The sequence below is a fragment of the Janthinobacterium sp. KBS0711 genome, from assembly GCF_000988085.1.
Taxonomy (GTDB): Bacteria; Pseudomonadota; Gammaproteobacteria; order Burkholderiales; family Burkholderiaceae_D; genus Janthinobacterium; species Janthinobacterium lividum_E.
This window is the reverse complement of the sequence record NZ_LBCO01000011.1, coordinates 492851-517631: the sequence shown is the minus strand read 5'-3', so window position 1 is coordinate 517631 and position 24781 is coordinate 492851. Positions and strand designations below refer to the sequence as shown.

The 24781-nt window shown below is 65.5% G+C and carries 21 protein-coding genes; 4 read left to right on the top strand and 17 right to left on the bottom strand.

Going from position 1 to position 24781, the window contains the following annotated elements; genetic code table 11:
- Positions 1-72 precede the first annotated feature (72 nt).
- The 17 genes from VM94_RS08660 to VM94_RS08580 all read right to left on the bottom strand — a co-directional run bounded on the left by VM94_RS08660 (position 73) and on the right by VM94_RS08580 (position 20878).
- Positions 73-996: a diguanylate cyclase domain-containing protein gene (locus VM94_RS08660; protein ID WP_082127627.1), complete on the bottom strand. Its 924-nt coding sequence runs from the start codon at positions 994-996 to the stop codon at positions 73-75.
- Positions 993-5480, bottom strand: coding sequence for a PAS domain-containing protein (locus tag VM94_RS08655; RefSeq protein ID WP_235432880.1), 4488 nt, complete (start codon positions 5478-5480; stop codon positions 993-995). The genes VM94_RS08660 and VM94_RS08655 overlap by 4 nt, the downstream gene beginning before the upstream one ends.
- A gap of 233 nt (positions 5481-5713) precedes the next feature.
- On the bottom strand, positions 5714-6076 hold the full coding sequence (locus tag VM94_RS08650) for a NirD/YgiW/YdeI family stress tolerance protein (protein WP_046683054.1): 363 nt from the start codon (positions 6074-6076) through the stop codon (positions 5714-5716).
- A 27-nt stretch (positions 6077-6103) separates the two neighbouring features.
- Positions 6104-6676 (bottom strand): prepilin-type N-terminal cleavage/methylation domain-containing protein, encoded by a 573-nt coding sequence (locus VM94_RS08645; RefSeq protein WP_046683053.1) that lies wholly within the window; start codon positions 6674-6676, stop codon positions 6104-6106.
- Between the two features lie 101 nt (positions 6677-6777).
- Positions 6778-7497 (bottom strand): hypothetical protein, encoded by a 720-nt coding sequence (locus tag VM94_RS08640; protein ID WP_046683052.1) that lies wholly within the window; start codon positions 7495-7497, stop codon positions 6778-6780.
- Entirely contained in the window at positions 7497-8270 is a 774-nt protein-coding gene (locus VM94_RS08635) for an ABC transporter permease subunit (RefSeq protein ID WP_046683051.1), read from the bottom strand. The genes VM94_RS08640 and VM94_RS08635 overlap by 1 nt, the downstream gene beginning before the upstream one ends.
- Positions 8270-8980 carry a type II secretion system protein gene (locus VM94_RS08630; protein WP_046683050.1) on the bottom strand — a complete coding sequence of 237 codons (711 nt, stop codon included), beginning with the start codon at positions 8978-8980 and terminating at the stop codon, positions 8270-8272. The genes VM94_RS08635 and VM94_RS08630 overlap by 1 nt, the downstream gene beginning before the upstream one ends.
- A complete protein-coding gene (locus tag VM94_RS08625; RefSeq protein WP_046683049.1) occupies positions 8977-9711 on the bottom strand; it encodes a hypothetical protein in 735 nt (244 codons plus the stop codon). Before VM94_RS08625 ends, VM94_RS08630 begins: the two co-directional genes overlap by 4 nt.
- Positions 9708-10154 carry a hypothetical protein gene (locus VM94_RS08620; protein ID WP_046683048.1) on the bottom strand — a complete coding sequence of 149 codons (447 nt, stop codon included), beginning with the start codon at positions 10152-10154 and terminating at the stop codon, positions 9708-9710. The genes VM94_RS08625 and VM94_RS08620 overlap by 4 nt, the downstream gene beginning before the upstream one ends.
- Complete coding sequence (locus VM94_RS08615) at positions 10151-10846, bottom strand: hypothetical protein (RefSeq protein ID WP_235432879.1); 696 nt, start codon at positions 10844-10846, stop codon at positions 10151-10153. Before VM94_RS08615 ends, VM94_RS08620 begins: the two co-directional genes overlap by 4 nt.
- A complete protein-coding gene (locus tag VM94_RS08610; RefSeq protein WP_046683047.1) occupies positions 10843-12408 on the bottom strand; it encodes a hypothetical protein in 1566 nt (521 codons plus the stop codon). Before VM94_RS08610 ends, VM94_RS08615 begins: the two co-directional genes overlap by 4 nt.
- 7 nt (positions 12409-12415) lie before the next feature.
- A complete protein-coding gene (locus tag VM94_RS08605; RefSeq protein WP_046683046.1) occupies positions 12416-13621 on the bottom strand; it encodes a type II secretion system F family protein in 1206 nt (401 codons plus the stop codon).
- Positions 13621-15324, bottom strand: coding sequence for a GspE/PulE family protein (locus VM94_RS08600; RefSeq protein WP_046683045.1), 1704 nt, complete (start codon positions 15322-15324; stop codon positions 13621-13623). The genes VM94_RS08605 and VM94_RS08600 overlap by 1 nt, the downstream gene beginning before the upstream one ends.
- 7 nt (positions 15325-15331) lie before the next feature.
- Entirely contained in the window at positions 15332-16735 is a 1404-nt protein-coding gene (locus VM94_RS08595; RefSeq protein WP_046683044.1) for a tetratricopeptide repeat protein, read from the bottom strand.
- On the bottom strand, positions 16732-18690 hold the full coding sequence (locus VM94_RS08590; protein ID WP_046683152.1) for a type II secretion system protein GspD: 1959 nt from the start codon (positions 18688-18690) through the stop codon (positions 16732-16734). The genes VM94_RS08595 and VM94_RS08590 overlap by 4 nt, the downstream gene beginning before the upstream one ends.
- A gap of 107 nt (positions 18691-18797) precedes the next feature.
- Complete coding sequence (locus VM94_RS08585) at positions 18798-20153, bottom strand: ExeA family protein (RefSeq protein ID WP_235432878.1); 1356 nt, start codon at positions 20151-20153, stop codon at positions 18798-18800.
- Positions 20150-20878 (bottom strand): ABC transporter ATP-binding protein, encoded by a 729-nt coding sequence (locus VM94_RS08580; protein ID WP_052755649.1) that lies wholly within the window; start codon positions 20876-20878, stop codon positions 20150-20152. Before VM94_RS08580 ends, VM94_RS08585 begins: the two co-directional genes overlap by 4 nt.
- A gap of 207 nt (positions 20879-21085) precedes the next feature.
- On the opposite strand from VM94_RS08580, the gene VM94_RS08575 reads away from it, so the two are divergent.
- The 4 genes from VM94_RS08575 to VM94_RS28925 all read left to right on the top strand — a co-directional run.
- Entirely contained in the window at positions 21086-22789 is a 1704-nt protein-coding gene (locus VM94_RS08575; protein WP_046683043.1) for a GspE/PulE family protein, read from the top strand.
- 1 nt (position 22790) lies between these two features.
- Positions 22791-24026 carry a type II secretion system F family protein gene (locus VM94_RS08570; RefSeq protein WP_046683042.1) on the top strand — a complete coding sequence of 412 codons (1236 nt, stop codon included), beginning with the start codon at positions 22791-22793 and terminating at the stop codon, positions 24024-24026.
- The gene (locus tag VM94_RS08565) at positions 24026-24532 is read left to right on the top strand and encodes a type II secretion system protein (RefSeq protein WP_046683041.1); all 507 of its coding nucleotides are present in this window, start codon (positions 24026-24028) and stop codon (positions 24530-24532) included. The genes VM94_RS08570 and VM94_RS08565 overlap by 1 nt, the downstream gene beginning before the upstream one ends.
- Before the next feature lie 76 nt (positions 24533-24608).
- Positions 24609-24781: pilin (locus VM94_RS28925; protein ID WP_327063242.1), on the top strand; the 173-nt coding region annotated here is incomplete at its 3' end.

Here is a 24781-nt window from a genome sequence, read left to right as displayed (position 1 = left end):
CCGCATAGGTCGGCGTAGGTCGGCTTAGCCCGCAGGGCGTAAGCCGACGCAAAGAGCCTATAGCCTGCCTGCTCACTCCCCCTCCGACGCGCAATACCTGTCCCGTCCCGTATGCTTGGCGCGATACAGCAGGGCGTCGGCTGCGCGGATCAGGGCGCTCGGGTCCATGCCTTCCGTGGGCATGACGCTGGCCATGCCCAGGCTGACGGTGACGTGCGGGCCGACGCTCGACCTGGCGTGGGGAATGTCCAGCGCGCGCACTTCGTCGAGGATGCGCTGGGCCACCACTTCGGCGCCGTCGCGCGTTTCCTGCGGCAGCAGGATGATGAATTCCTCGCCGCCGTAGCGCGCCAGCAGGTCGGGCGGGCGTACGGCGCAGCGGCGCAGGGCGGCGCTTACCTGCTGCAGGCACAGGTCACCCGCCTGGTGGCCATAGGTATCGTTGTAATCCTTGAAGTGGTCGATATCGGCCATGATGAGGGCCATCGGCATGCCGTCGCGCGCGCAGCGCCGCCATTCGCTGTCCATCGTGTCGTTGAAGCTGCGCCGGTTGGCCACGCCCGTCAGCGAATCCGTCAGCGACAGTTCGCGCATGGCGTCGGCTTGCCGCTTGATGGTCAGCTGGCTGCGCACGCGGGCCCGCACGACGGCCGCGTTGAACGGTTTCGTGATGAAATCGACGGCGCCCGCTTCCAGCGCCCGCGTCTCGTCCTCGGGCTGGTTCAGGGCCGTGACGAAGATGACGGGGATGGCGCTGAGGATGGCCGATTCGCGCAGCGCGTTACACACGGCATAGCCATCCATGCCGGGCATGACGGCGTCGAGCAGGATCAGGTCCGGCAGTTGATTATGTGCGATTTCCAGCGCCTTCTCGCCGCTCAGGGCGAACAGCACGTCGTGTTCCTCGCGCAGCAGCTGGTGCAGGATCTGGATGTTTTCCATGGCGTCATCGACGATGAGGATGCGCCCGTTCATGGCAAGGTTGGTCCAGCTCACTTGTTTTCCTCTCGTTTCAGCTGATCGAGCACGAGTTTTTCCGCTTCGGAAAAGTTCAGTGTCTCGATCGCGTTTGCCAGCGCCAGGGCCGCTTCCCGGTCTGATTGTTGTAGGGCGGGGTGCAGGGCGTGGAATTGGGCCAGCGCCTTCAGGTTATTGTTGCGGATCAGGACGAGCAGGTCGGCCAGGCCGGCGCGCAGGTCGAGCGGTGCGCTGCCGGGCGCGGCTTGTGCAGGCTGGCCGCGCCGCAGGGGCGAGGGCAGGGCGCGCGCCGCTTCGATGACTTCGGCCATCGCCAGTTCCAGCTGTCCCAGCAAGGCGGCGGTAGCTTGCGAACCGCCCCCGTGCAGCGATTTTTCCGCGTCGCCGGCCAGGCTGGCGACGCGCGTGGCGCCCAAGTTGGCCGCCACGCCGCACACGCGGTGCAGCAGTTGCGCCGCCTGCCGCGCCTGGCCAGCGGCCAATAGGCGCCCGGTTTCCTCGACGGCGTCGCCTTGCGAATTTTCAAAGCGCTTGAGCAGGGCCAGGAAGGCGCCGTAATCGCCGCCGAAGCGGTGCAGGGCCGCAGCCAGGTCGATGCCTGGCACCATGGCCGGCACATCGGGCATCCACGCGGCGGCATTGTCGGCCGGAATGGCACCGCCGCCAGTGGCCGCGCCCGGCGGCGCCGGCACCAGCCGGGTCAGGGTCTCGATCATGTCGTCGACATCGATGGGCTTGGCCACGTGCGCATTCATGCCGCTGGCAATGGCGCGCAGGCGGTCCTCGTCCATGGCGTTGGCCGTCATGGCGACGATGGGCAAGTCCGGCAAGCCCAGCGCGCGGATGGCCAGCGTGGCGTCGTAGCCATTCATGACGGGCATCTGCAAATCCATCAGCACCACGTCCCACGCTTGCGGGCTGTGCGCCAGCATGTCGACGGCCAGCCTGCCGTTGGCCGCCACGGCCACGCGCGCGCCCGAGTGCAGCAGGATGTACTGCGCCACTTCCTGGTTGATTTCATTGTCTTCCACCAGCAGGACGCGCATGCCTTCCAGCAAGCCCGACAAGGGCGTGGAAACGGGCAGCACGGATGGCGCGCTGCGGCCATTGCGTCCATCCCGCACGGCCGTGACGGCCGCCAGCAGGCGCGCCGGGGTGGCCGGTTTCGAGACGATGCCGGCCAGCATCAGGCTGTCGGCCAGGCGTTCGAGGTTTTCGCTATCCTGGTCGGCCACCAGCATGATCACGGGCGGCAGCGCCAGGTGTTCGTCGGTGCGCGCCTCGGTGAGCATGGAAATGCCATCCATGCCCGGCATGGCCGCGTCCAGCAGCACAAGATCGGCCGCCCGTTCGCCGCCGGCATGCTTGCGCAGCAGGGCCAGGCCGGCCGCGCCGCTGTCGGCGCTGCGGCTGTGCCAGCCCTGCGCCGCGCACCAGTCTTCCAGCATGGCGCGCACGCTGGCGTTGTCGTCGATGATCAGCAGCGACAGCTCCCTGGGCGCGCCCTTGCCGGGCGTCTCGGGCGATGCCGCCACCTTGTCGAAACGGCAGCTGAAACGGAAGTCGGAACCTACGCCCAGCGTGCTTTTCACGCTGAGCTGGCCGCCCATCAATTCCACCATGCGCCGGCAGATGGCCAGCCCCAGTCCCGTGCCGCCGTATTTCCGGCTGGTGCCGCTGTCGCCTTGGGAAAACGCGTCGAAGATGTGCTCCTGCTCGGCCGCGCCGATGCCGATGCCCGTGTCGCGCACGGAAAACTCGAGCGTCGCGCCGGCCGCATCCTCTGCCGCCATGGCGATGGACAGCACCACTTCGCCATGCGCGGTGAACTTGACGGCGTTGCCCATCAGGTTGATGAGGATCTGTTCCACGCGCAGGGAGTCGCCGATCAGTTCGTCCGGCACGCGCGGGTCGAGCACGAACACGGGCTCCACGCCGCGCGCCCAGGCGCTGCTGGCCAGCAGCACGCCCACGCTGCCCAGCATGCGTTCGAGCTGGAAGCGGCGCTGTTCCAGCACCATTTGTCCCGCCTCGATCTTGGAGAAATCGAGCACGTCGTTGACGATGTTGAGCAGCGACTGCGTGGCCATCTGGATCTTGCCCACATAGCTGCGCTCGCGCCGTTCCAGCGGCGACTCTTCCAGCAGGCGCGCCAGGCCGATGATGGCGTTCATCGGCGTGCGGATTTCATGGCTCATGTTGGCGACGAATTCGCTCTTCGCCGTGCTGGCCGCCTCGGCCTTGTCGCGCGCGCGCACCATTTGTTCGTTGAGTTCGTGCAGACGCAATTCCGTGCGCTTGAGCTCGGACACGTCCGAGGCCAGCACGAAGAAGCCGCGCACGCCGCCGCCATCGTCGACATCGGGAATGTAGTTGGTCCACGTGTGGCACACCTGACCCGTGGGGTCGAGCAGGTCGCGCTCGAAGCTTTGCGGCCGGCCCGCCAGCACGCCCTCGACATGGGGCGCATACACGTCGAACAGTTCCTGCCCCAGCAATTCGCTCATGTGGATGCCGGCCAGCTCGGCGCTGCTGCGGCCAAACCATTCGTTATAGAAATTATTTGCGAAGCGGCAACGCAGATCGGCGCCCCAGTACGACACCATGCCGGGCAGATTGTCGGTGACGGTACGGATGAAGCGCTCGCTCTGTTCCAGGCGCAAGGTGGTGGCGTGCAGCACCTCGGTGGCGCGCTTGCGTTCCGTGATGTCGATCGACACCCCCAGCACGTGGCTGGCGCGCCCCGCATCGTCGCGCAGGACCACCTTGCGCGTGGTGAAGTGGCGCGTCGTGCCGTCGGCTGTGTTGATGGCCTCCTGTTCGATTTCCACCATCTGCCCCGTGGCCAGCAGCTTGCGGTCGGCGCTCACAAAAGCGGACGCCTGCTGCGGCGGGAAAAAATCGTGGTCCGTCTTGCCCAGCAATTGCTCGCGCGAACGTCCCAGGGTCAGTTCCGCGTGGCGGTTGATCATTTCAAAGCTCAGCTTGTCGGCACGCTTGACGAAGACCATGGCCGGGATGTTTTCGATGATGGTGCCGAACAGGTGTTTCGAACGGCGAAACTCCGCTTCGCTGCGCTTGCGTTCGCTAATGTCCAGCCACAGGCCCGATACCCCCAGCAACTGCTGCTCGGGGCCGAAGATCGGGTGATACGAGACGACCCAGTGGCTCAGCTGCTCGCGTTGCTGCCCGCCATGGCCTTGCAATTCGAGGTCGACGATGGGCAATCCCGTTTCGAGCACCTGGCGCACGCAGCGCTCCACCTCCAGGCGCACGGCGTCGTCGAACAGCATGGCGCCCACGGGACGGCCCAGATGCTGCGCCACGCTGGCCCCGTGGATGGCGGCCAGGTAGTGGTTGATCATGACGATGCGCAAGTCCAGGCCCACGAACAGCATGCCGATGGGCGCCGTCGCGTACACGGTTTCCAGCAGGCGCGTGGATTTTTCCAGGGCCAGCGTGCGTTCTGCCACCAGGCTTTCGAGCTGCGTGCGGTGGCGCCGCAAGTCGCGTTCCAGCGCGCCCAGGGCGCTTGCCATGTCGGCCGACTCGCGGTCCGCGTGCCGGTTCGAGAGCAGGGGCTTGCCTTGCGCCAGCGCGTGGATCTGCTGCGTCAGTTCGTGCAGGGTGCGGGCCAGACGGCCGCCCACGCGCCAGGCCAGGGCAAAGCCGGCGCCCAGCAGCAGGGCCAGGATGAGGGAACCGGTGACCACGGAGCCCAGCAGGGCTTCGGCCACCGTGCTGGTGCGCATGGTGACGGCCACTGTCCAGGTGTCGTCCGGCGCGCGGCGAAAGCCCGTATACACGTCGAGGCCTTCCAGGGTGGCATGGCGCAGCACGCCTTCGCGCGCCTGGCGTATCTGCTCGAGCAGGGGCGCCACGGTGCGCTGGCCTACATAACGCTGCGGCGCCAGGGTGCGCGCCACGTTGATGCCGTCGGCATTGACGATGGCCGCGCCCAGGTAGGCGGGCAGGTGCAGCTCGCGCAGCAGCACGGGCAGGTAGTCGGGCGGGTAAAGCGCCGTCAGCACATAGGCGGGACCCTTGTCGCGCGGCAATGGTTGGTTCAGGGCCAGCCGCGGCAGCTCGTCCGGCGCCGTCAGCAAACTGGTCAGCCGAGGCTTGCCGTGGTCGCGCGTGCGCTCCATGCTGGCGGCCCATTTTTGCGGCAACGGTGGCGGCGCCTGGCTGGCGGGTAACGATGTATTGATCAGCTGGCGGCCCTTGGCGTCGGACACGATGAAGGCGCTGACGGCCAGGCCCGGCTGCAGCAGGCTGCCGGCCAGGGCGCGCAGGGCGCCGATGTCGTCGTTTTGCAGGGCGGGCGAGGCGGCCAGGATGCGCGCGGCCATCTGCGCGCCGCTCAGGTCGCGTTCGACGGCGGCGGCCACGGCGCGCGCCGCCTGCGCCGTTTCGTTGACGACATGGTCGCGTTCGCGCGTGTAACTTTGCGCCACAAGCAGGAGAAAAACGAGTGCCGTCGGAATGACCCAGGCGAGCACCAGCCATGAAATTCTTGAGCGTATCGAAGGCAAATCTTGCACCCGGAAAGCTCCCAGAATGGATGAGTCGACAGGCAGGCTGACGCTGGCGCTGGCTGACCTAGAATGAAAAGATGCTAGACGAAATTGATTGTTCTGACAAGCCTAGTTTCTGTAATGGAAAAAAGGTTGCGCAAGGCATACAGAGGAGGGGTGACGCCCATCCCGCCGCAGCGGCGGGATGGCAAGGAAACTTACGGAACCACGGTCAGCACGTCGACATCGATTTCCGGGCTTTCCATGAAATCTTTTTCCACTTCGCCACGGATTTCCACGCGGGTCCTGGCGTCGATCTTGCGGTTCATGAAGACCTTGTCGTCGATGTCCACGCGGATTTCCGCCGTGCCGTCGGAGAACGTATATTTCTCGTTGCCCACTTTGCGCAGCAGATTGCCGCGCAGCACGACGGCCTGGTCGTCGACGGGATTTTTCAGGATGGCGGCCACATTGCCGGGCGCGGCCGGGCCGGTCGTCGGTCCCACGTATTGGGCATGCGCGCTGCCGGCCAGCAAGGCGCAGGCGGCCAGGGAGACGATGAGTGTGCGGTGCAGTGACATGGTATTCCTTCGATAGTGACTTGCGGCTTAGAAAAAGACGGCGGTGCGGGGGATGATAGCACCGGCATTGCCATAGGGCATGTTCGCCCTGACGCTGCCCGTGCTGGCCACACCATCGTCGAGTTTGCTGTCGATCTGCTCCGCGTAGCTCTCGGGCAGGTTGTCGAAACGGATGCCGTTGCCGGCCCGGCCGCCCACTTCGTCGTTGTACAGGTAGACGGCGCCGCCCTGGGCGCTGGTCATGAATTGCGAAGTGCCGTTGAACGAGCCGGTGATGAAGCCGCCCAGCGCCAGGTGCTGCGGCGCCAGGGTAAATTCGCGCGGCTGGCCGTCGCCGATCTGGCCGTCGCCATTGCCGTTGCCGGCCGAATTGGGCACGTGCACGGTGCCCTGGACGTCGTCGCCGGGCAGGGCGCGAAACTTGTCCTGGTAGGCGTTGACGGCGGCCGTCAGCGCATTCGACTGCTGGATGATGTTTTTCACCTTGGCGCTATCGATCAAGCCTTGTCCCTTGAGCACGCCGCCGAGCAGCAAGCCGATGATGACCAGGACGATGGCGATTTCTACGAGGGTAAAGCCGTGCTGGCGGCGTGGGAGCATGGGATTTCCTTGGAAAAAAGTGCAGGTGCTGGGTATGGCAGCTTCAGGATCGCAGTTTACTGCAAATGATGCCGCACGCGCATGGCATTTCGGACGGCGGCTCATGGCGCCGCCTGTTTCTTTTTGGCCAGTTCGTCGAGCTTGCGCGCGAGGAAAGCGAGCTCGTGCGGATCGCTGATCTGGCCGCTGGCGATCAGGCCGCCGATCACCAGGCGGGCGCTGTCGAGCTGGTCCATGTCTTCCAGGATGAACGCTTCCATTTCGCGCACCCATGGTGGCACGTGTGGCCCCGTCGCCAGCTGGCGCAGCGCGCTTGCATAGCCGAGCGCCAGCGGCAGGTCGTGCAACTGGTGCTTGGCCACCAGCACGGCCTGCGCCATGGCGGGCCAGCGCTGCTGCGGGTCGGCCGCGAAGCTGGCGGCGACAAAGGCCAGCATGCGCCGCGCCCGTTGCGGGTCGGCCACGCCCGCATACACCTCGCTGGCGGCGACCAGCGCGTAGCGGCTGCGCGGATCGAGCGTTTGCGCCGTCTCCAGCCAGTCGGCCAGACGGTCGTAGTCGAGCGCGCCCCACGGCAGGCTGACGCCGGGCTGGTCTTCGAACGATTGCAGGTACAGCAGCATCGCCTTCGACATGGCAAGCGGCTCGCCCAGACTGGCCAGGCGCGCCACGTCAGCTGGCGGCGCGGCGGGCAGGGGCCGCGCCTGCGCGGGCGCGTGCTGCTGCGCCAGGCGCCAGCCCAGCTGCAGCAGCAGGCAGGCCGCCAGCAGCCAGCACAGGGGACGCGGCACGCTGGTCCAGGGACGCTGGGCGGCGGCCATCAGATGTTCCTGCGGTAAAAGTCGCACAGCGCGCAGCTGGCCAGCAAGGCCACATAAATAGCCGTTTGCGCCGCCACGCCGGCCAGGGCTGGCCAGTCGCCCGTGGCGTACAGCAGCCATTCCGTGCGCGTAAACGTGTCGAGGCGGGGCAGCAGCAGGGCCAGCACGTCGATGGCGCCGGCCGTGGCCCGTTGCGGCCAGGAATCGCCCGCCTGCGGGCCGTGCGCCAGCAGTTGCAGACTGCCCAGCATGCGCGCCAGCACATAAAAGCCGCCCGTGGCGGCCAGCGCCGGCAGAGCCTGCTGCAAGCTGGCCGCGCACAGCAGGCTGAAGGCGGCGACGATCCACAATTCTCCCAGCAGGGACAGGGCCCACAGCGCGCTTTGCTCGGGGGCGGCGAACAGCGCCATCAGCAGGCCGAACAGCACGGCGGGCATGGCCGCCAGCGCCCCGTAGCCCAGCAGTTTGCCCAGCAGGTAGGCCGCGCGCGGCATGGGTAGCGCCAGCAGCAATTCGAGGCCCCGGTCGGCCGCTTCGCGCGCCATGCTGGTGATGATGAACGTGGCCAGCAGGAAGACGCCGGCCAGGCGCAAGGCGGCCGCCAGCAAGGACGCCTGCACGGCGCCGCTTTCCGTCAGTGCCAGTTGCTGCAGGAAGCCGGCCAGGCCGGCCGCGGCGCAGGCGGCCAGCAGGAACAGCCAAGGCAGGCGGCTGCGTAGCGCTTCGAGCAGCGTGTAGCGGGCGATGGTGAGGGCGGGCCGGAGCATGGGCATCAGCGGGGCAGCCTTTGCGCCGCCACCATGCGGTTGAACAGGATGTTGGGCGACAGCCAGACGACGATATCGTCGAACTCGCCGCCCGGCTGCTGCGGGCCGCTGGCGGCGCGGCTGATGAAGGTGGTGGCGTTCGATGCATTATTGCGCTCGTCGACGTTGTTGCCGAAAGGCACAGCCTGGCGCTGGCCCTGCACGCCCATGGCGCCGAAACCGTTTTTTCCGTGCGACATGATCATGGCGGGGATGTCGCTCAAGGCCGTCGCCTGCAGCAGCGCGCCGCCATTGCGCGTGACGATGCTGATGTCGCGCGGCGTGCCCAGGTGGAACTGCTGCTCGCTGTCGCTGAAGGCCGGCGTGACGCTGTAGCGGAGCAGATGGTTCCAGCTGTCGCCCTGGCGCAGCCCCAGGGTGGCCCAGGGCAGGAAGCCGGCGCGTTTTTCGCCCGTGCAGCGGGTGCCGCGCCGGTCTTCCAGGCCGTTCATGGCGGAGATGGCGGGACACGGCAGGTAGCCGTAGCGCAACGCGTAACCCGTCAGCGCTTCCTTCGCTTCATTCAGCGCTTGTTGCGTCTCGGCTACCTTGCGCTGTTCCAGCTGCACCGTCAACGGCGTGACGAGGCCGCCTATCATCAGGCCGACGATGACGAGCACGATGGCGATCTCGATCAGGGAAAAGCCGGCCTGGCGGCGCGGATGGGGAGCGCTCATGGCAGGTTGCGCGCGGCGCGCATGCGTTGGTACAGGGTGGGCAAGGTAATCCAGGTCAGCATGTCGTCAAAGGCGCCGCCGGGCAGCGTGGCCAGCCCGGTGGCGGGGCGGGTAATGAAGCTGCGGCTGGCGCTGTCGTTGGCCGCTTCATCGATATTGCCGCGCGCCGTATTGATCTGCGTCACGCCGCTGGCGGCCGTGCCGTGATGATCCTTGCCTTGCGAAAACAACACGGCAGGCAGACATTGGGCGCTGACGTCGCACAGCGCCTGGCCAGCCACGAAGGCGAATTCGCCGTGCCCGTCGCGCGTCACAACGACTCTGTTGGCGACGGCGGAAAACGAGACGATGGGCGCGCGCGCCATTTCCGGCGTGACGCTGTAGCGCAGCAGCTTGCCCCAGGCATCCACGCCGCCCACGCCCAGCGCGACCCACGGCAAAAAGCCGCTGCAGTCGGCGTCGCCGGCGCAGTCGGCGGCCCGTTCGCGCCCATCGAGCGCGGAGGCGGCAGGGCGGGGCAGGCGGCCATTGGTCGCCGCAAAGCCCAGCAAGGCGTCGCGCGCCTGCGCCAGGGTGGCCAGGGTGCGCTGCTGGCGTTCGGCTTCGCCCGTGTTGCGCCCGAAGGCGCTGATCAGCAGGCTGGCCGCACCCAGGCCCAGCACGGCCACCAGCAGCAACAGGGCGGCGCCGCGCTGGCGACGCGGTTGACGATGAGGTTGGCGCGGCGTCATGGCTGGCCCTCCTGCGCTTCGGTCACCGTGCCGCTGGCCGGATCGTAGCGCTGGCCGGGTTTCAGCAGCACCACCTGGCCGTTCGACAGGCGCAAGGTCAGGGTGCCGGGCGCGCCCGATTTGCCGCGCGCGAGACGGTTGTGCGGCTCGTTCTGCGCTTCCTGGTTCAGCCAGACGGTAGAGCGGCCACTGCTGCGCTGTACCACGCCATTCAATTCCACGGGCGGGGCGGGCGGCGGTGGCGGTGGCGGAGATGGGGGTGCCGCCAGGGCCGGATCGGGCGCCGGCGGGCCGTAGCGCTGCGCGTCGAGCTGGGCGCGCTGCTCGGGCGACAGGAACAAGCGCCCCAGCTGCGGTGACTGTGACTGTGCCTGGGCCGTGAGCGCGGTGCCAGCCAGCAGCGCGTACAGAACGCAGGCGCGCAGGACGAGTGTGCGCTTCATGGCCGCCCCGGCACGGGTGCGCTGCCCAATGTCAACCATAGCAGCTCGCATTCGGCGCCCAATGTGGGCGTTGCAACACCGCCGCTGCCCGGCCCGGCCGCGGCCGCGGCGGCCGCATGACGCTTGAGCGAGCAATCCTGCACGGCGAAATAGCCGGCCTGGCGCAAATCGTCCAGCAGGTTCAGCAAATCCATCTCGTGCAGCAAATCCATCTGCAGGCGCATGCGGCTGCCGCGTAGCTGATATTGTCCCATCACCATGGGCAGCGGCACTTGCAGCCCTTGCTGCGGACTGATGTCATAGCTGATCGGCAGCAGTTTGCGCTGTTCCTGGCTGCGGCGGATGGCGTCGATCCAGGCCAGGCGGTTTTCCTCGCCGATCAGGCCGCGCCGGCCCAGGGCCAGGAATTGCGGTTCGTAGGCGCGGATTTCCTGCTTCTCCGCCTCCGCGTGATTGAACAGCATGGCGGCCGCCGAACGCGTGCGCTGGGCCAGGTCCAGCTGCTGCGCTTCGCGCTCGCGGTAGGCGATGCTCAGGCTCAGCAGCACCAGGCTGGCCAGCATGGTCAGCGTAAAGCACAGCAGGGCGCGGCGTATCAGGTGCAGTTCACCCAGCCAGGCGGGCAGGGTGCGCGCGGACGTGGCGGCTCGCTGCATGCCGGGCAGGGGCGGCTGCTTGACGGGGCCGCTCATGGCTGCCACGCGAGCAGAAGGGTGAAGCGTGCCTGGCTGGCCGCGGCCGGCACGGCGCTCTTGCCGGACAGGGCCACGCTGGGGCGCAGGTCGAGCGGCGTTTCTTCGATCGTCACTTGCAAGCCCGGCTGGCGCGCCAAGGTTTGCGCGAAGGCCGTGATGGCGGCCAGGGCCGCGCGGTAATCGTTGTTCGGCATGGCCACGTCCGCTTCCAGGCGCAGCGCCTGCGGCGGCGCGACGGGAATGCCGGCCAGGGCGCTGCCGGTCGGCGCGCCCGTACTTTGGTGCTGTTGCGGCGGCTGATTGCTGGCCGTGCGCGCGGGCGCCTGACCCGCATGCCAGTGCAGCTGGCCCAGCGCCACCTGCGGCGCCTGGTCCAGCGCGGCGCTCAGCATGCCCAGCAGACGGCCCGGTTCCGGCGCCTGGCTGGCGATCATGTGGCCCAGGGTCACGGCCACTTTCATGTTCTGCGTCTTGGCCGGCGCCGGCGGCTGGGTCGACATGACGCTGCGGTAGCGCTCCTGGTAGGACGCCGTTTCCTGCGCCAGGCGCGCGATGGTGGCCCCGTCGGCTATGCCGCCGAGCAAGTTAATCGCGCACCACAGGGCTGCCGACGCGCCGATCAGCGTGCTGGCGCCATACAGCGTCTTGCGCGCGCGCTGGAAGTGGTAATAGCGGGCCAGCGCGCCGGGCGGATAGTGGCTGGACGGCGGATGCTTGCCCAGCAAGGTCAGCAGCAATTCGTCGGCCAGCGCCGGCGTCCGGCGCAAGCCCACCCGTTCGCCGGCCAGTTGCAGGTCGATGAAGTGGTAGGCCACTTCGACGCCGTTATCACACAGCAATTCGAGCTTGGCAATTTGCGGGGCCGGCGCCAGGATGACGGTATTCAAGACGTCGCCGCGCGCCAGCATGCGCGTGCTGGTGAGAAATTGCCGCGTCTTTTCCGTTTCCAGCGCAATATTCACGGCCACGCCGTCGAGTGCGATGGTGGCCGTCTGGCGCGAAAAGCGCAGCTGGCCCTTTTCATAGTAACTTTGCCGCAAGCCGCCCGATTGCTGCGTCACCAGCAGCAAGTGCTCATGCGCGATCGACAGTTTTTTGACCAGCGCGATACTGAGCAGGCTGGTCGAATAGATGCCGGCCACGGGCACGCGCAGGTGTTCGAGCGCCTCCGTCCACGGCTGCAGCAGAGACGGGTTGGTCAGGGCGAAGAACAGCACCTGGTCGTCGTGGCGGCCCGTGTTTTCGCGGCCCAGCAGGGTGCTGCCCCGGTACGGCGTGTCGCGGTGCAATTGCTGCTTGCGCCGCTCCAGCAAGGCCCGGCCCGCCTTGCCGCGCACGTGGGGCAGCAGCTGGCGCTGGAAATCTTCCTCGATCAAGTCCGTCAGCAGGTAGGCGGGCACGTCGAGACGGTGCGCCTGCGGGTCTTCCAGCCACGCGGCGAAACCGTCCAGCCCGGCCGCGCTGGCGGGAAAGGCCTGGCCCTGGCCCAGCACGCCGTGGTCCCAGTCGTAGGCGCACAGGGCGTCGCTGGTGATGTAGAGTAATTGTTTGCGGAACACGGCGGCCTCAGGTCTTGATTGTACTGATGGTGTCGTAAATCGGTCCCAGCACCGACAGCATGATCCAGCCCAGCAGCAGGCCCAATATGACCGTCATGGTCGGCTCGATCATGGCTTGCACTTTTTCAATCAATTCCTTCACTTCGCGGTTGTAAAAGTAACTGACATTGCGCAAGGCCGTATCGAGCGAACCCGTTGCCTCGCCCACCTTCAGCATGCGGATCACCAGCGGCGGGAAGATGCCCGTGTGCTGGAATGCAGCGGTCACGCCGTAGCCCTCACTGATCAGCTGCGCGGCGCGGCGCAGGCCGGCCGCCACCACCTGGTTGCCGGCGATGCCTTCGGACAGGCGGATGCATTCGAGTATCGTGATGCCGGAAGCATACATCAGGGCGAAGAACGTGGCGAAGCGGGCCAGGATGATCTTGTGCAGCACGGGTCCGACCAGCCACAGTCGCAGCTTCAAGCCATCCCAGGCATAGCGGGCTGCCTCGCTGCGGCGGATGAGGGCGCGCAAGCCGAAGAACAGCAGCACGGGCAAGGCCAGCAGCACATACCAGTAATCGATGAAGACATTCGATACAAAGATCAGCACGCGCGTGTGCAGGGGCAGTTCGCCGCCCATGTTGCGGATGAAGGCCGTCAACTGCGGGACCAGATAGATCATCAGGAAAAACGTCACGGCCGCCACGACGATGGCGACGATGATCGGGTACATGACGATCTTGCGCGTCTGCGACGCCAGTTCGTCCTGCCATTTCAGACTTTCCGACAGGTTCTTGAAGACTTCGGCGATCTTGCCGCTCTGTTCGCCCGCCAGTATCAGGCTGGTGAACGTGGCGTCGAAAATGTCGCCATGCTGGGCCAGCGCGCCCGACAGGGGCAAGCCGCCCTCGATGCTTTCGATCAGATCCGTGACGACTTCGCGCAGGCGCGGGTGGTCCGTGCTTTCGCGCAAGTCGTTCAAGCCTTCCAGGATGGGCACGCCCGCGCCCGTCAATTGCTCCATGTGGAAGCAGAAATTGATCAGGTCGCGGCGGTGGATGACCCGCTTGCCCAGCAGTACCAGGTACTGGCCCGTGATCTTGCAGTCGATGAGGTCGAGCTGCATGCGGTGCAGGCGCGCTTCCAGGTCCGGCACGTTGGCCGCCTCCATGCTGCCGGGAATCAATGTGCCGGCGGCATCCATGGCGCGGTAGACATATTGCGCCATCAGGCCAGCCTTTCCGTCAGGTCGACCACGCGGCCCACTTCTTCCAGGGTGGTGACGCCTTCGAGCACGCGGCGCATGCCGTCGTCGACGAGGCCCTTGAAGCCGCCCGCGCGCGCCGCGTTCTTCAATTCGCGCGAACTGGCGCGGCGCGCCGTCAATTCATCGAGTTCGGCCGTCATCTTGAGAATTTCCATGATGGCCAGGCGGCCCTTGTAGCCCTGGTGCGCGCAGCGCTCGCAACCGACGGCGCGGCAGATGGATACGGGCGCATCGTCCGTTGCCAGGCCCAGCAGGCGGCGCTCGACGTCGTCGGCGATCACGGTTTCCTTGCAATGCGGACACAAACGGCGCACGAGGCGCTGCGCCACGATGCCGATGATGTTACCGGCCATGATGTCGGGCAGGATGCCGATGTCGAGCAGGCGCGCGACGGAACCGATGGCCGAGCTCGTATGCAGGGTGGAATACACCTGGTGGCCCGTCATGGCGGCGGCAAAGGCCATTTCCGCCGTTTCGCGGTCGCGGATCTCGCCAACTAAAATGATGTCCGGGTCTTGCCGCATCATCGAGCGGATGCCGTCGGCAAAGCCCAGCTTGACGGAGTCGTTGACGGAGGTCTGGCGTATCATGTTCATCGGATACTCGACCGGGTCCTCCAAGGTCATGATGTTGACGCTTTCCGTATTGATATGGTTGAGTATCGAATACAGGGTCGTGGTCTTGCCGCTGCCCGTCGGGCCCGTCACGAGGATGACGCCGTCGGGGCGCGCGATCATGAGTTTCAACAAGTTCAGTTCCGCCTCGGCCAGGCCCAGAGAGTCCAGCGGCACGATGCCCTTTTGCCGGTCCAGCACGCGCAGCACGACGTTTTCGCCATGCGTGGTCGGTTGCGCCGACGCGCGGAAGTCGATTTGCCGGCCGGAAAACTTGATGCTGATGCGTCCATCCTGCGGCGCGCGCGCCTCGGCGATATTCATGTTCGACATCACCTTCAGGCGCACGGCCATGGCCGGCCAGTACGATTTGTGCAGGCTGCGGATTTGCCGCAGGATGCCGTCGATGCGGTAGCGGATGCGCAGGAACGACTGCTCCGGCTCGAAATGGATGTCCGAGGCGCCGTTCTGCACGGCGTCGGCCAGCAACGCGTCGATCAGGCGCACCATGGGCTGGCTGTACTCGTCCGACGGCGACGCCATGCTTTGATAGCTGACTTCGCCCGTTTCGATCTCGTGCAGGATGCCGTCGATCGACAATTCAAAACCATAGTACTGGTCGATGGCGCGCGAAATGTCGGACTCATTGACGAGCACGGTGGAAATCGTGATGCCCTTGACCAGCATGGCGCTGATCTGGTCGAGCGCGACGATGTTGCTGGTGTCGGCCATGGCCAGGATCAGGTTGTCCGCCTGCCGCTCGTAGACGATGGGGAAGACGCGGTAGCGCTTGGCCACGTCCTTCGGGATCAGTTTCAAGGCGATGGCGTCGACCACCAGGCTCGACAGATCCGCGCTGACCTGTTTCAGGTTTTCGCTGAGCGCTTCGCGCACCGTGGCTTCCGTAACGAAGCCCAGGGTGATCAGCAGCTTGCCCAGCGGTTCGCTGCTGCGCCGCTGCTCGATCAGGGCGATGCGCAGCTGGTCTTCGCTGATCACGCCTTTCTGAATCAGCAATTTGCCCAGCGGAAGTTTTGCCTGTTCTGCCATGTAATGCTTATTCCTGACGGGGTGTGATGGTGATGGCCGGGTCGGCCTGGGCCGCCGGCGCGGGGGCCGCCAGTTCGCGCAAACGCGTTTGCACGACGGCCTGGTCGAACGCGGCGGGCGTGGTTTGCGCCAGGGTCAGGGCGCGCTGGTAATAGGTGGCGGCCAGTTTCGGCTGGTTCAGCCGGTCCAGGCCCACGGCCAGGTTGAAGGCATAGTCGGGATTGCCGGGCGCGGCGCTGTAGGCGCGGAAAAATTGCTGCTGCGCTTCATTCCAGCGGCGCTGCTTGGCGTACACATTGCCCAGTGCAAACAGCACGGGGCCGCTGTCGGGGGTGCGGGCGAGGATGGCTTTCAGTTTTGCCTCGCTCTGCACGACGTCGCCCTGGCGCAGGCCGATCAGGCCGGCCAGCGCCACGCCATCGTCGGGATTGATCTCCAGCAAACGCACGTACAGCGACGCCGCCTGCGCGCCCTGGTTCTCGCGCTGGGCCACGGCCGCCAGGCCCAGCAGTGCATCGCGGTTGTTGGCATCCTGCCGCAGCACGCTTTCATATTGCTGGCGCGCCGCGCCCAGCTGGCCCCCGTTGAAGGCCTGGTAGGCTTGCTGCACGCCGGGGTTGATTTGCGGCGCCGTATCGTTGCGTACCACCTGGATCTGGCTGTTTTCGGGCGCGGCCACTGGTGGCAGGCTGGGCGGCGCAGGCGGCTGCAGTTGCGCCAGCTGGGCGGCCACGGCCGCTTGCGCGGCGGCCTGGATCATCGCCTGCTGTTCCGCCGCGCCGGCTGGCTGGCGCTGTTCGCGCGGCACGTCCTGCGGCAGCGGCGAGGGCGCCGGGGCTTCCGGCAGGGCGCCGCCGGTCCCGGGCACCACCACGATGGGACCGGCAACGCCGGCCGTTCCCGGAGCGTCCGTCAGCGGCATGGGTACGCCGGGCAGGTTGGCGCCCGCGCCGGGGCTGCTGCTGGCGCGCCAGTACCAGTACGCCATGGAACCGGCCACCAGCAGCAGGATCGCCAGCAGCACGGCCAGGCGCACGGTGGCCGGGTCGACGCTGATGGGGCCGGTGGGGCCTTTCGGCGGCGGATTGCTGCGGCTGGCGCGGGGTTTGACGGGCGGCGGTTCCGGACGGGCGCGCGGCGGCTCGGGGGGCGGGCCAGCTTGCGGACCGGACTGCGCGCCACTGGGCTCGGGCGGCGGTGCGGGTGCGTCCGGCAGCGGTTCCAGGCGCAAGGTGCTCGCCGGCTGCACGGGCGGCGGTGCCACTGGCGCGGGACGGGGTGGCAGGGCGTCGGCCGGCGCCAGCTCCAGCACCTGGTCGTACGCTTCGGACGGCTTTTCCAGTTCCTCGTCGGAAAGGCTGTTCTGCTTGGCGCGCTCGGCTTTCTTGAGCGCCTGCATCAGCAAGCTCATGGGACGTCTCCCTGCAGGCGTGCCTGCGGCTGGATGGCCGGCGCCGGCACGCCTTCCGTGTACGGCTGGCTGTTGAGCGGCGCCTGGCCGGGCAGCAAATAACGGTAGTCGCGGTAATCGCCGTCGATGCTGGCATCCTTGACCACGACGGGGCGCATGAAGATCACCAGCTCCGTCTTGCTGCTTGCCTCGTTACGATAGGTAAACAAATTGCCGACCAGTGGCAGGCTGGACAAGCCCGGCACGCCATCCTTGGCATTGTCGACGGAATCCTGCATCAGGCCGCCCATCACGGCGATCTGGCCATTGCCTACTTTCATGATCGACTCCAGCTCGCGCGCCTGGATCACGGGCACCTTGCTGATCACGCTGGCCGTGGCCAGGGCCGGATTCGGGTCTTGCACGTAGCCGACGATGCGCGTGATGGTGGGCCTCACGTTGAGGGTCACTTCATCGCTGTCGGAAATTTGCGGCGTGACGCTCATGACGAAGCCGACGGGCACCGTTTCCAGCTTCGATTCATAGGTGGCGGGCGTGGTGATGGTGCCCGTCGAGCTGACCACGGCAGGCGTCACCTTGATGGTAAAGAAGACATTGTTGTCGACCACTTTCAGCATCGCAGTCTGATTGTTGAGCACGCTGATCTTCGGGCTGGACAGCACCTTCACCTTGCCGAACGATTCGAGCAGCTGGATGGTGGTCTTGAAACTGTCCTTCAGGTAATCGAGCACGAAGATGCCGGGCGTCGAACCGGGCGTGACGCCGCTGCTGAGCGCCTGGGTGCCCACCTGCTTCTGCGTCAGGCTCAGGCTGCCCGTCAGACGCGACCAGTTGATGCCTTGCTGGTATTCATTGCTCAGGCGCACCTCGAGAATGGTGGCCTCGATCAGCACCTGCCGTTTGGCGCTGTGCAATACCGCGTCGAGGAATTCGGCGACTTTTTCATGCTGGCGGCCCGTGGCCCGCACGGCGATCAAGCCGCCTTCCACGTTGACGACCACCGACGACGGGCTGCCCTTGTTGGCCAGTTTCAGCAGCGGCATGCCGTTCGCATCGAGCGGCTGGCCAGGATTCGCGTTCTGGATGGGCTGCTGCTGGCCTGGCGCATACTGGCCGCCAGTCTGCATCGGCGCCTGGCTGCCGTATTGATTGCCGACCTGATTCTGCTGCTGGCCTTGCTGAATTTGCTGTCCCTGCTGTCCCTGTTGTCCTTGCTGCCCCTGCTGGCCGGGCATGCTCGTCAATTGCTGGTTCAGCTGTGCCAGCGGGTCCACCTGCACGTCGTTGAGCGTGGTCTCGCGCAGCAGGTCGCGGATATTCTTTTCCAGGCTGTACCAGAAATTATTCTCCGAACGATTCACGACCAGGGTGGTTGAATTGTTATTGCCATTGCCGCCGCTGCCTTGCGTGTTGCCAACGGGGTTGCTGACGTTGTTGGAACCGCCGCCCGCCGTGGAAATTTGCGTGGCGATATTCACGCTGCTGTTGGTGCTGCGCGCCATGTTGACGTAATCGACCTTGTAATTGCGCCACACGGGCGCATCGGGCAGCACCGTCAGGTTCTTGCCATCGATTTCGTAGCGCATATCGACTTGCTTGCCGATACGCGTCAGCAATTGTGGCAGGGTCTGGTCCAGCGCATTCAGGGTGACGCTGCCTTCGATCTGCGGGTGGATGTCGATATTCATGCCCGCGTCGCGCGCCAGCGCAAACAGCAGCGATTGCACAGGCACCTTGTGCACGGTGACGCTGTAGGTTTCCACTTTGGGCGCGGGCAGCGGCGCTGCCAGCGCGCTGCTTTGCTGCACCGGTTCGGGAATGGCGCCGACGGGGCGGGGCGGGATATTGAGGTGGGCAGGCGACAGCGGCGTTTGATGCGTGGCGCAGCCGGACAGCGCGGTGCTGCAGGCGAGGGCGACCCAGGAGGCCAGCACAGGAATAGGGTGTTGATTCATGAAAAGTTCGCCCTTGAAGTCGTGTTGTGCTTTTGTAATTTTACCCAGCATGATCGCCTAAAAGCAATCGGCTGTGCGGGCCAGGGTGGCAATATACCGAAATAAAGTCAGGGGAGGCCACGCCCCGTTTTTGCCGGCGCCGTGGCTTTCATTTCCGTACGGATACTATCTATGTCATTCAGTAATATTTTCTGCGGCGACGTGGGCGCCAGCCTCGTCCAGACAGCTTCCGCGCTGGCCCGGTCGGCGAAGCTGCCGTAGACGATGTCCAGCCGCGCGGTGGCGTTCGCGGGCGCAGCGCCAGGCAGGCGAAACACGTGGACGTCGCGCAGGCCGATGGCTTGCTGCGCTTGCTGCAGGAAAGTTTCCGCCGCGGCAGTTTCGCTGGCGGGCAGGCTGGCGATTTGCAGCACCAGTTGCTGTGGTCCCTGCCTTGCCAGCCAGTTGCGCGATTCTGCCAGCTTGCTGTCGAGCAGCGTTGGCAACGGTGCAGGTGGAACTGCTGCCTGGCCCGGCGCCAGCCATTGCCACAGCAGCGCAGCGGCCAGCAGCAGCATCAGCGCGCTCAAGGCGCCCGCCAGCAGCTTGCCCGCATGCCAGGGCGGACGGTGGAAGGGGCTGTCGGCAATGGCCAGGCGCACGTGGCGCGCGCCGATTTCCTGCGCATCGTCCGCAAACGCGGCCAGCAAGGCCTTGTCGGCCAGGATATTGACCCTGCGCACGATGCCTTGCGCCGCGCGCGCCAGCCGGCGCAGGGCGGCCGGCGTGAAGACAAGCGGCGCCGTGCGGCCGGCGGCGGCCAGGCGGCAGGCCAGATAATCGTTCAGCAAGGCTTGCGGCAGGCGCGGCACGGTGAAACTGTGGGTGATGCGTTCCTTCAATTGGCGGAACTGGGGCAAGTCCAGCGTGTGCTGCAATTCCGGCTGGCCGAACAGGACGATTTGCAGCAGCTTGTGGCTGGCCGTTTCCAGGTTCGTCAGCAGGCGCAGCGCCTCCAGGGTGGCGCCCGGCATGGCTTGCGCTTCTTCGGCCAGCAGCACCACCTGGCGCCCGGCCGCGTGCCGGGCGATCAGCTCGCCGTGCAGGGCGCGCAGCACGGCGTCGGTGCGGCAACCGTCCAGTGCCAGGCCCAGTTCCGCGGCGATGGCGTGCAGGACTTCGTCCGGCTCCAGGCGGGGATTGAGCAAATACAGCACGTCGACCCGGGGCGGCAGGCGCTCGGCCAGCATGCGGCACAGCATGGTCTTGCCGCTGCCGACTTCGCCCGTCAGCTTGATGATGCCTTCGCCTTGCGTGACGGCATACAGCAGCGCATCGAGCAGTTCGCCCCGTGTATTGCCCGTATAAAAGAAGGCCGGGTCCGGCGTGATGCCGAACGGCGCCGTGCGCAAGCCGAAATGGCGCAGATACATGCCGTGCGGCGACGGCGCGTAGTGGCTGGCGACCTGTGTGTCGGTGTTCATGCCGCGATGCAATTGAGAAAAGCCTGTTCCAGGCTGGCGTCGGCCGCATCGCCATGGCGGGCGCGGCATTCGGCGGGCGTGCCTGTAAACACGATGCGGCCCGCATGCAGGATGGCCATGCGGTCGCACAACTCTTCCACGTCGGCCAGCGCATGCGAGGTGAGCAGGACGCCGCGGCCCTGCGCCCGCGCTTGCCGCAGCACGTGCTTGAATTGCGCGCGCGCTTTCGGGTCGAGTCCACTCATCGGTTCATCCAGCACCAGTTGCCGCTTGCCCGACAGCAGGCACGCGGCCAGCCCCAGTTTCTGCATCATGCCTTTCGAATAGTCGCGCGCGGGACGCAGCAGCACGTCCGGCGCCAGGTCCAGTGCGTCCACGACTTGCTGCACGGCTTGCGCATCGGGGCGCACATCGTGCAGGCGCGACAGGTAGCGCAGGAAATCGCCGCCCGTCAGGTAATACGGTGCCTGGAAACGTTCCGGCAGAAACGACAGCGGCTGGCGCGCCGCGCCGTGCCGGTGCGGCTGGCCGAAAATGGCGATGTCTCCCCGCTCGGGCGTGCAGAAATCGAGCAGGCATTTCAGCAGGGAAGTCTTGCCCGCGCCATTCACGCCGACCAGGCCGAACAGTTCCCCCGCGCGCACTTGCAGGTCGACGCCGCGCAGCACGGCGCTGCCCGCCAGTTGCAGATGCACGTTGTGGAACTCGATAGCGCAGGCGTTCATAGGGGCAATGGTCGGCAGGGAAGACGGTGAACGACCGCCATTATTGCCATGGGCGCAGGCGGGCGGCAAGCGTTTCCTTGCAGTGTGTTGAAATGCGCAAAAATCAAACGTTGGAATGTATTTTCTTTAAGAAACAACAGGTTCTGGAATAAAATACTCCCGCGCGCCGCTGGCGTGCATCGTCTGTTGAACTGTCGAGGAGCAAGCATGGCAAGGCCAGAGAAAGTCCGGCTCGGTGAAATTTTGGTGCAGCAGAAATTGCTGACGGAAGAACAGTTGGGCCAGGCCTTGACGGAACAGAAGCGTTCGGGACGCAAGCTGGGCCGCGTTTTTGTCGAGCACGGCTTTGTCACGGAAGAGCAGATTTCCGGCGCGCTGGCGCGCCAGCTCGACATTCCCTACATCAATCTGAAGTTTTTCAACATCAATCCCGAACTGGTGCGGCTGCTGCCGGAAACGCAGGCGCGGCGTTTTCGCGCGCTGGTGCTGGAAGACCGCCGCGAGGGCTTGCTGGTCGGCATGTCCGATCCCACCGACCTGTTCGCGTACGATGAAATTTCGCGCCTGGTCAAGCGCCAGATCGAACTGGCCGTGGTCAATGAAACGGAAGTGCTGGCTGCCATCGACCGCATCTACCGCCGCACGGAAGATATCTCGACCCTGACGCGCGAGCTGGAGCAGGACCTGGGCGACGTTTCCGTCGACTTCGGCGCGCTGGCCGCCAATCCGGGCCTGGAAGAAGCGCCCATCGTCAAGCTGCTGCAATCCGTGTTCGAGGATGCCACGCAGGTGCGCGCTTCGGACATCCACATCGAGCCGCAGGAAGGCCGGCTGCAAATCCGCTTCCGCATCGACGGCGTGCTGCATCTGCAGACGGAAGCGGACAGCAAGATCGCCAGTTCGCTGGCGCTGCGTCTGAAATTGATGTCGGACCTCGATATTTCCGAGAAGCGCCTGCCGCAGGATGGCCGCTTCGCCATCCGCGTGAAAAACCAGCGCATCGACGTGCGTATTTCCACCATGCCCACGCAGTACGGCGAATCGGTGGTGATGCGCTTGCTGAATCAGGGCGGCACGACCTTGCGCCTGGACGCCATCGGCATGCCGCCGGCGCTGGTGGCGCAGTTCCGCGCCATCGTCAGCCGCCCGAACGGCCTTGTGCTGGTGACGGGCCCGACCGGCAGCGGCAAGACGACGACCTTGTACTGCGCCTTGTCCGAACTCAATTCCGTGGAAAAAAAGCTCATCACGGTGGAAGACCCCGTCGAGTACCGCTTGCCCGGCATCAATCAGGTGCAAGTGAACGAGAAGATCGAGCTGAACTTTGCCAGGGTGCTGCGCTCGGCCTTGCGCCAGGATCCCGACATCGTGCTCGTCGGCGAGATGCGCGACCAGGAAACGGCGCAGATCGGCTTGCGCGCCGCCATGACGGGTCACTTGGTGCTGTCGACCCTGCATACGAACGATGCCATCAGCACGCCGCTGCGCCTGATGGACATGGGCGTGCCCCGCTACATGGTGGGCAGCTCGCTGCAAGCCGTGCTGGCGCAGCGCCTGGTGCGCGTAATCTGCGAAAGCTGCAGCACGCCGTACCAGCCCACGCCGAACGAATATGAATGGCTGCGCATGGAACTGGGCGAGCTGGTCGAGCGCAACCAGTATTTCCACGGCAAGGGCTGCTCGCATTGCAATGGCATGGGTTACCGTGGCCGCACGGGCGTGTACGAATTGCTGGAAATCACGCGCGCCGTGGCCGACGCCGCCAACCATGCCGACCCTTCCCACTTCATGAAGGTGGCGACGGCGCAGATGGCGGGCGAAACCTTGCGCCGCCACGCCGTGCAACTGGTGGTACAGGGCCGCACGACGGTGATGGAAGCGATGCGCATCAGCAACCAGAGCGAGGATTGAGGTGCCGTTTTTCTCCTACAAGGCGCGCAGCGCCAGTGGCGAACTGCTGACCGGCGTGATGGAAGGCGCCGACAGCGGCGCCGTGGCCGACCAGTTGATGGCGGGCGGCAGCACGCCCGTCGACATCAGCGCCACCAAACAAACGGTGACGGGCGCCGGCGCCAGCAAGCTGAGCTGGTGGGACAAGCTGACGGAGAAAAAAGTCACGCCCATGGACGTGCAGCTGTTCAGCCGCCAGCTGTACACTTTGCTCAAGGCGGGCGTGCCCATCATGCGCGGCCTGGCCGGCTTGCAGGAGTCCGCCATCAGCCCCGCGTTCGGGCGCATCATCAAGGATGTGCGCGAGTCGCTCGATGCGGGGCGCGAGCTGTCGGCCGCGATGGCGCGCCATCCCGTGATCTTCACGCCGTTTTACTTGTCGATGGTGCGCGTGGGCGAAATGACGGGGCGCCTCGATGAAGTGTTTTTGCGCCTGTTCGACCACCTGGAATTCGACCGCGACATGCGCGCGCGCGTGAAAACGGCGACGCGCTACCCGACCTTCGTCGTCTTCGCCATGCTGGCCGCCATGATCGTGGTGAATATTTTCGTCATTCCCCAGTTCGAGAAAGTGTTCGCCAGCTTCCACGCGGAGCTGCCCCTGATGACGCGTATCCTGATTGGCACTTCGCGCTTTACGGTGGCGTACTGGCCCATCCTGCTGATGCTGGGCGTGGGCGGCTTTTTTGGCTGGCGCGCCTGGCTGCGCACGAAAGAGGGCTTGTATAAATGGGACCGTGCCAAGCTGCGCCTGCCGATCGCCGGCAAGATCATCCTGAAGGGCACGATGGCCCGCTTTGCGCGCAGTTTTGCCTTGTCGAGTACGAGCGGCGTGCCCATCGTGCAGGCGCTGACGGTGGTGTCGCAAACGGTCGACAATACTTATCTGAGCGCCCGCGTGGAGCAGATGCGCGACGGCGTCGAGCGGGGCGAAAGCATCTTGCGTACCTCGGTCGCGGCCGGCGTGTTTACGCCCGTGGTGCTGCAGATGATCGCCGTGGGCGAGGAATCCGGTTCGCTCGACGACCTGATGGACGAGATCGCGGACATGTACGAACGCGAAGTCGACTATGAATTGAAGACCCTGTCGGCACAGATCGAGCCGATCTTGATCGTCTTCCTCGGCGCCATGGTGCTGGTGCTGGCGCTGGGCATCTTCCTGCCGATCTGGGACCTGGGCCGGGCGGCCCTGCATTGATGAGAAGGTCGCTCCGCCAGCGCGGTTTCACCCTGTTCGAGCTGGCGGTGGTGGCGGGCGTGTTCGCCATTCTGGTGACGGTATTGTTGAACCGGCTCGGCTATTACCAGCAGCAGGCGCAGCAGGTGGCCGTGGCGCAGATGCTTGGCGTTTTGCGCACCAGCTTGCGGGTGCAGGTGCTGCAGCTGTACCTGGCGGACAGGCGCGACAAAATCCCGGCGCTGGCGCGGCAAAATCCGTTCGACTGGCTGATGGATAAGCCGGTCAATTACCTGGGCGAGTTCGCGCAGCCGGACCTTGAAAAATTACCTGCGGGGAATTGGTTATACGACAGAAAAGAACAAAAAATTATCTATTTGTTTAGTAATGGCAATATTTTTCCCATTACACGGGTTGATTCAGTGAAATTTAAGGTAATCTTGCCGGGTGCAGACGCCGATCTTGACAAGCTCTCCCGGGAGCCCGATATCGTGGTGTGGAAATCGCCGGACTCGGCAGCAAATTGACGCGCTTCCCGGTCTGGTGCAGCGACAGTTTCATGGCGTTGGTTTTGATGTTTTTATTTGATTTTGGAGAGCAGGTATGAATAAGTCTTTACGTAGTATGAAAAGCGGCGCCCAGGCAGGTTTTACCCTGATCGAACTGATCGTCGTCATCGTGATCCTCGGCATCCTGGCAGCGACGGCGATTCCTAAATTCATCGACATGTCGACCGATGCGCGCGTGGCCAAGATGCAAGCGGCCGCTGGCGCCCT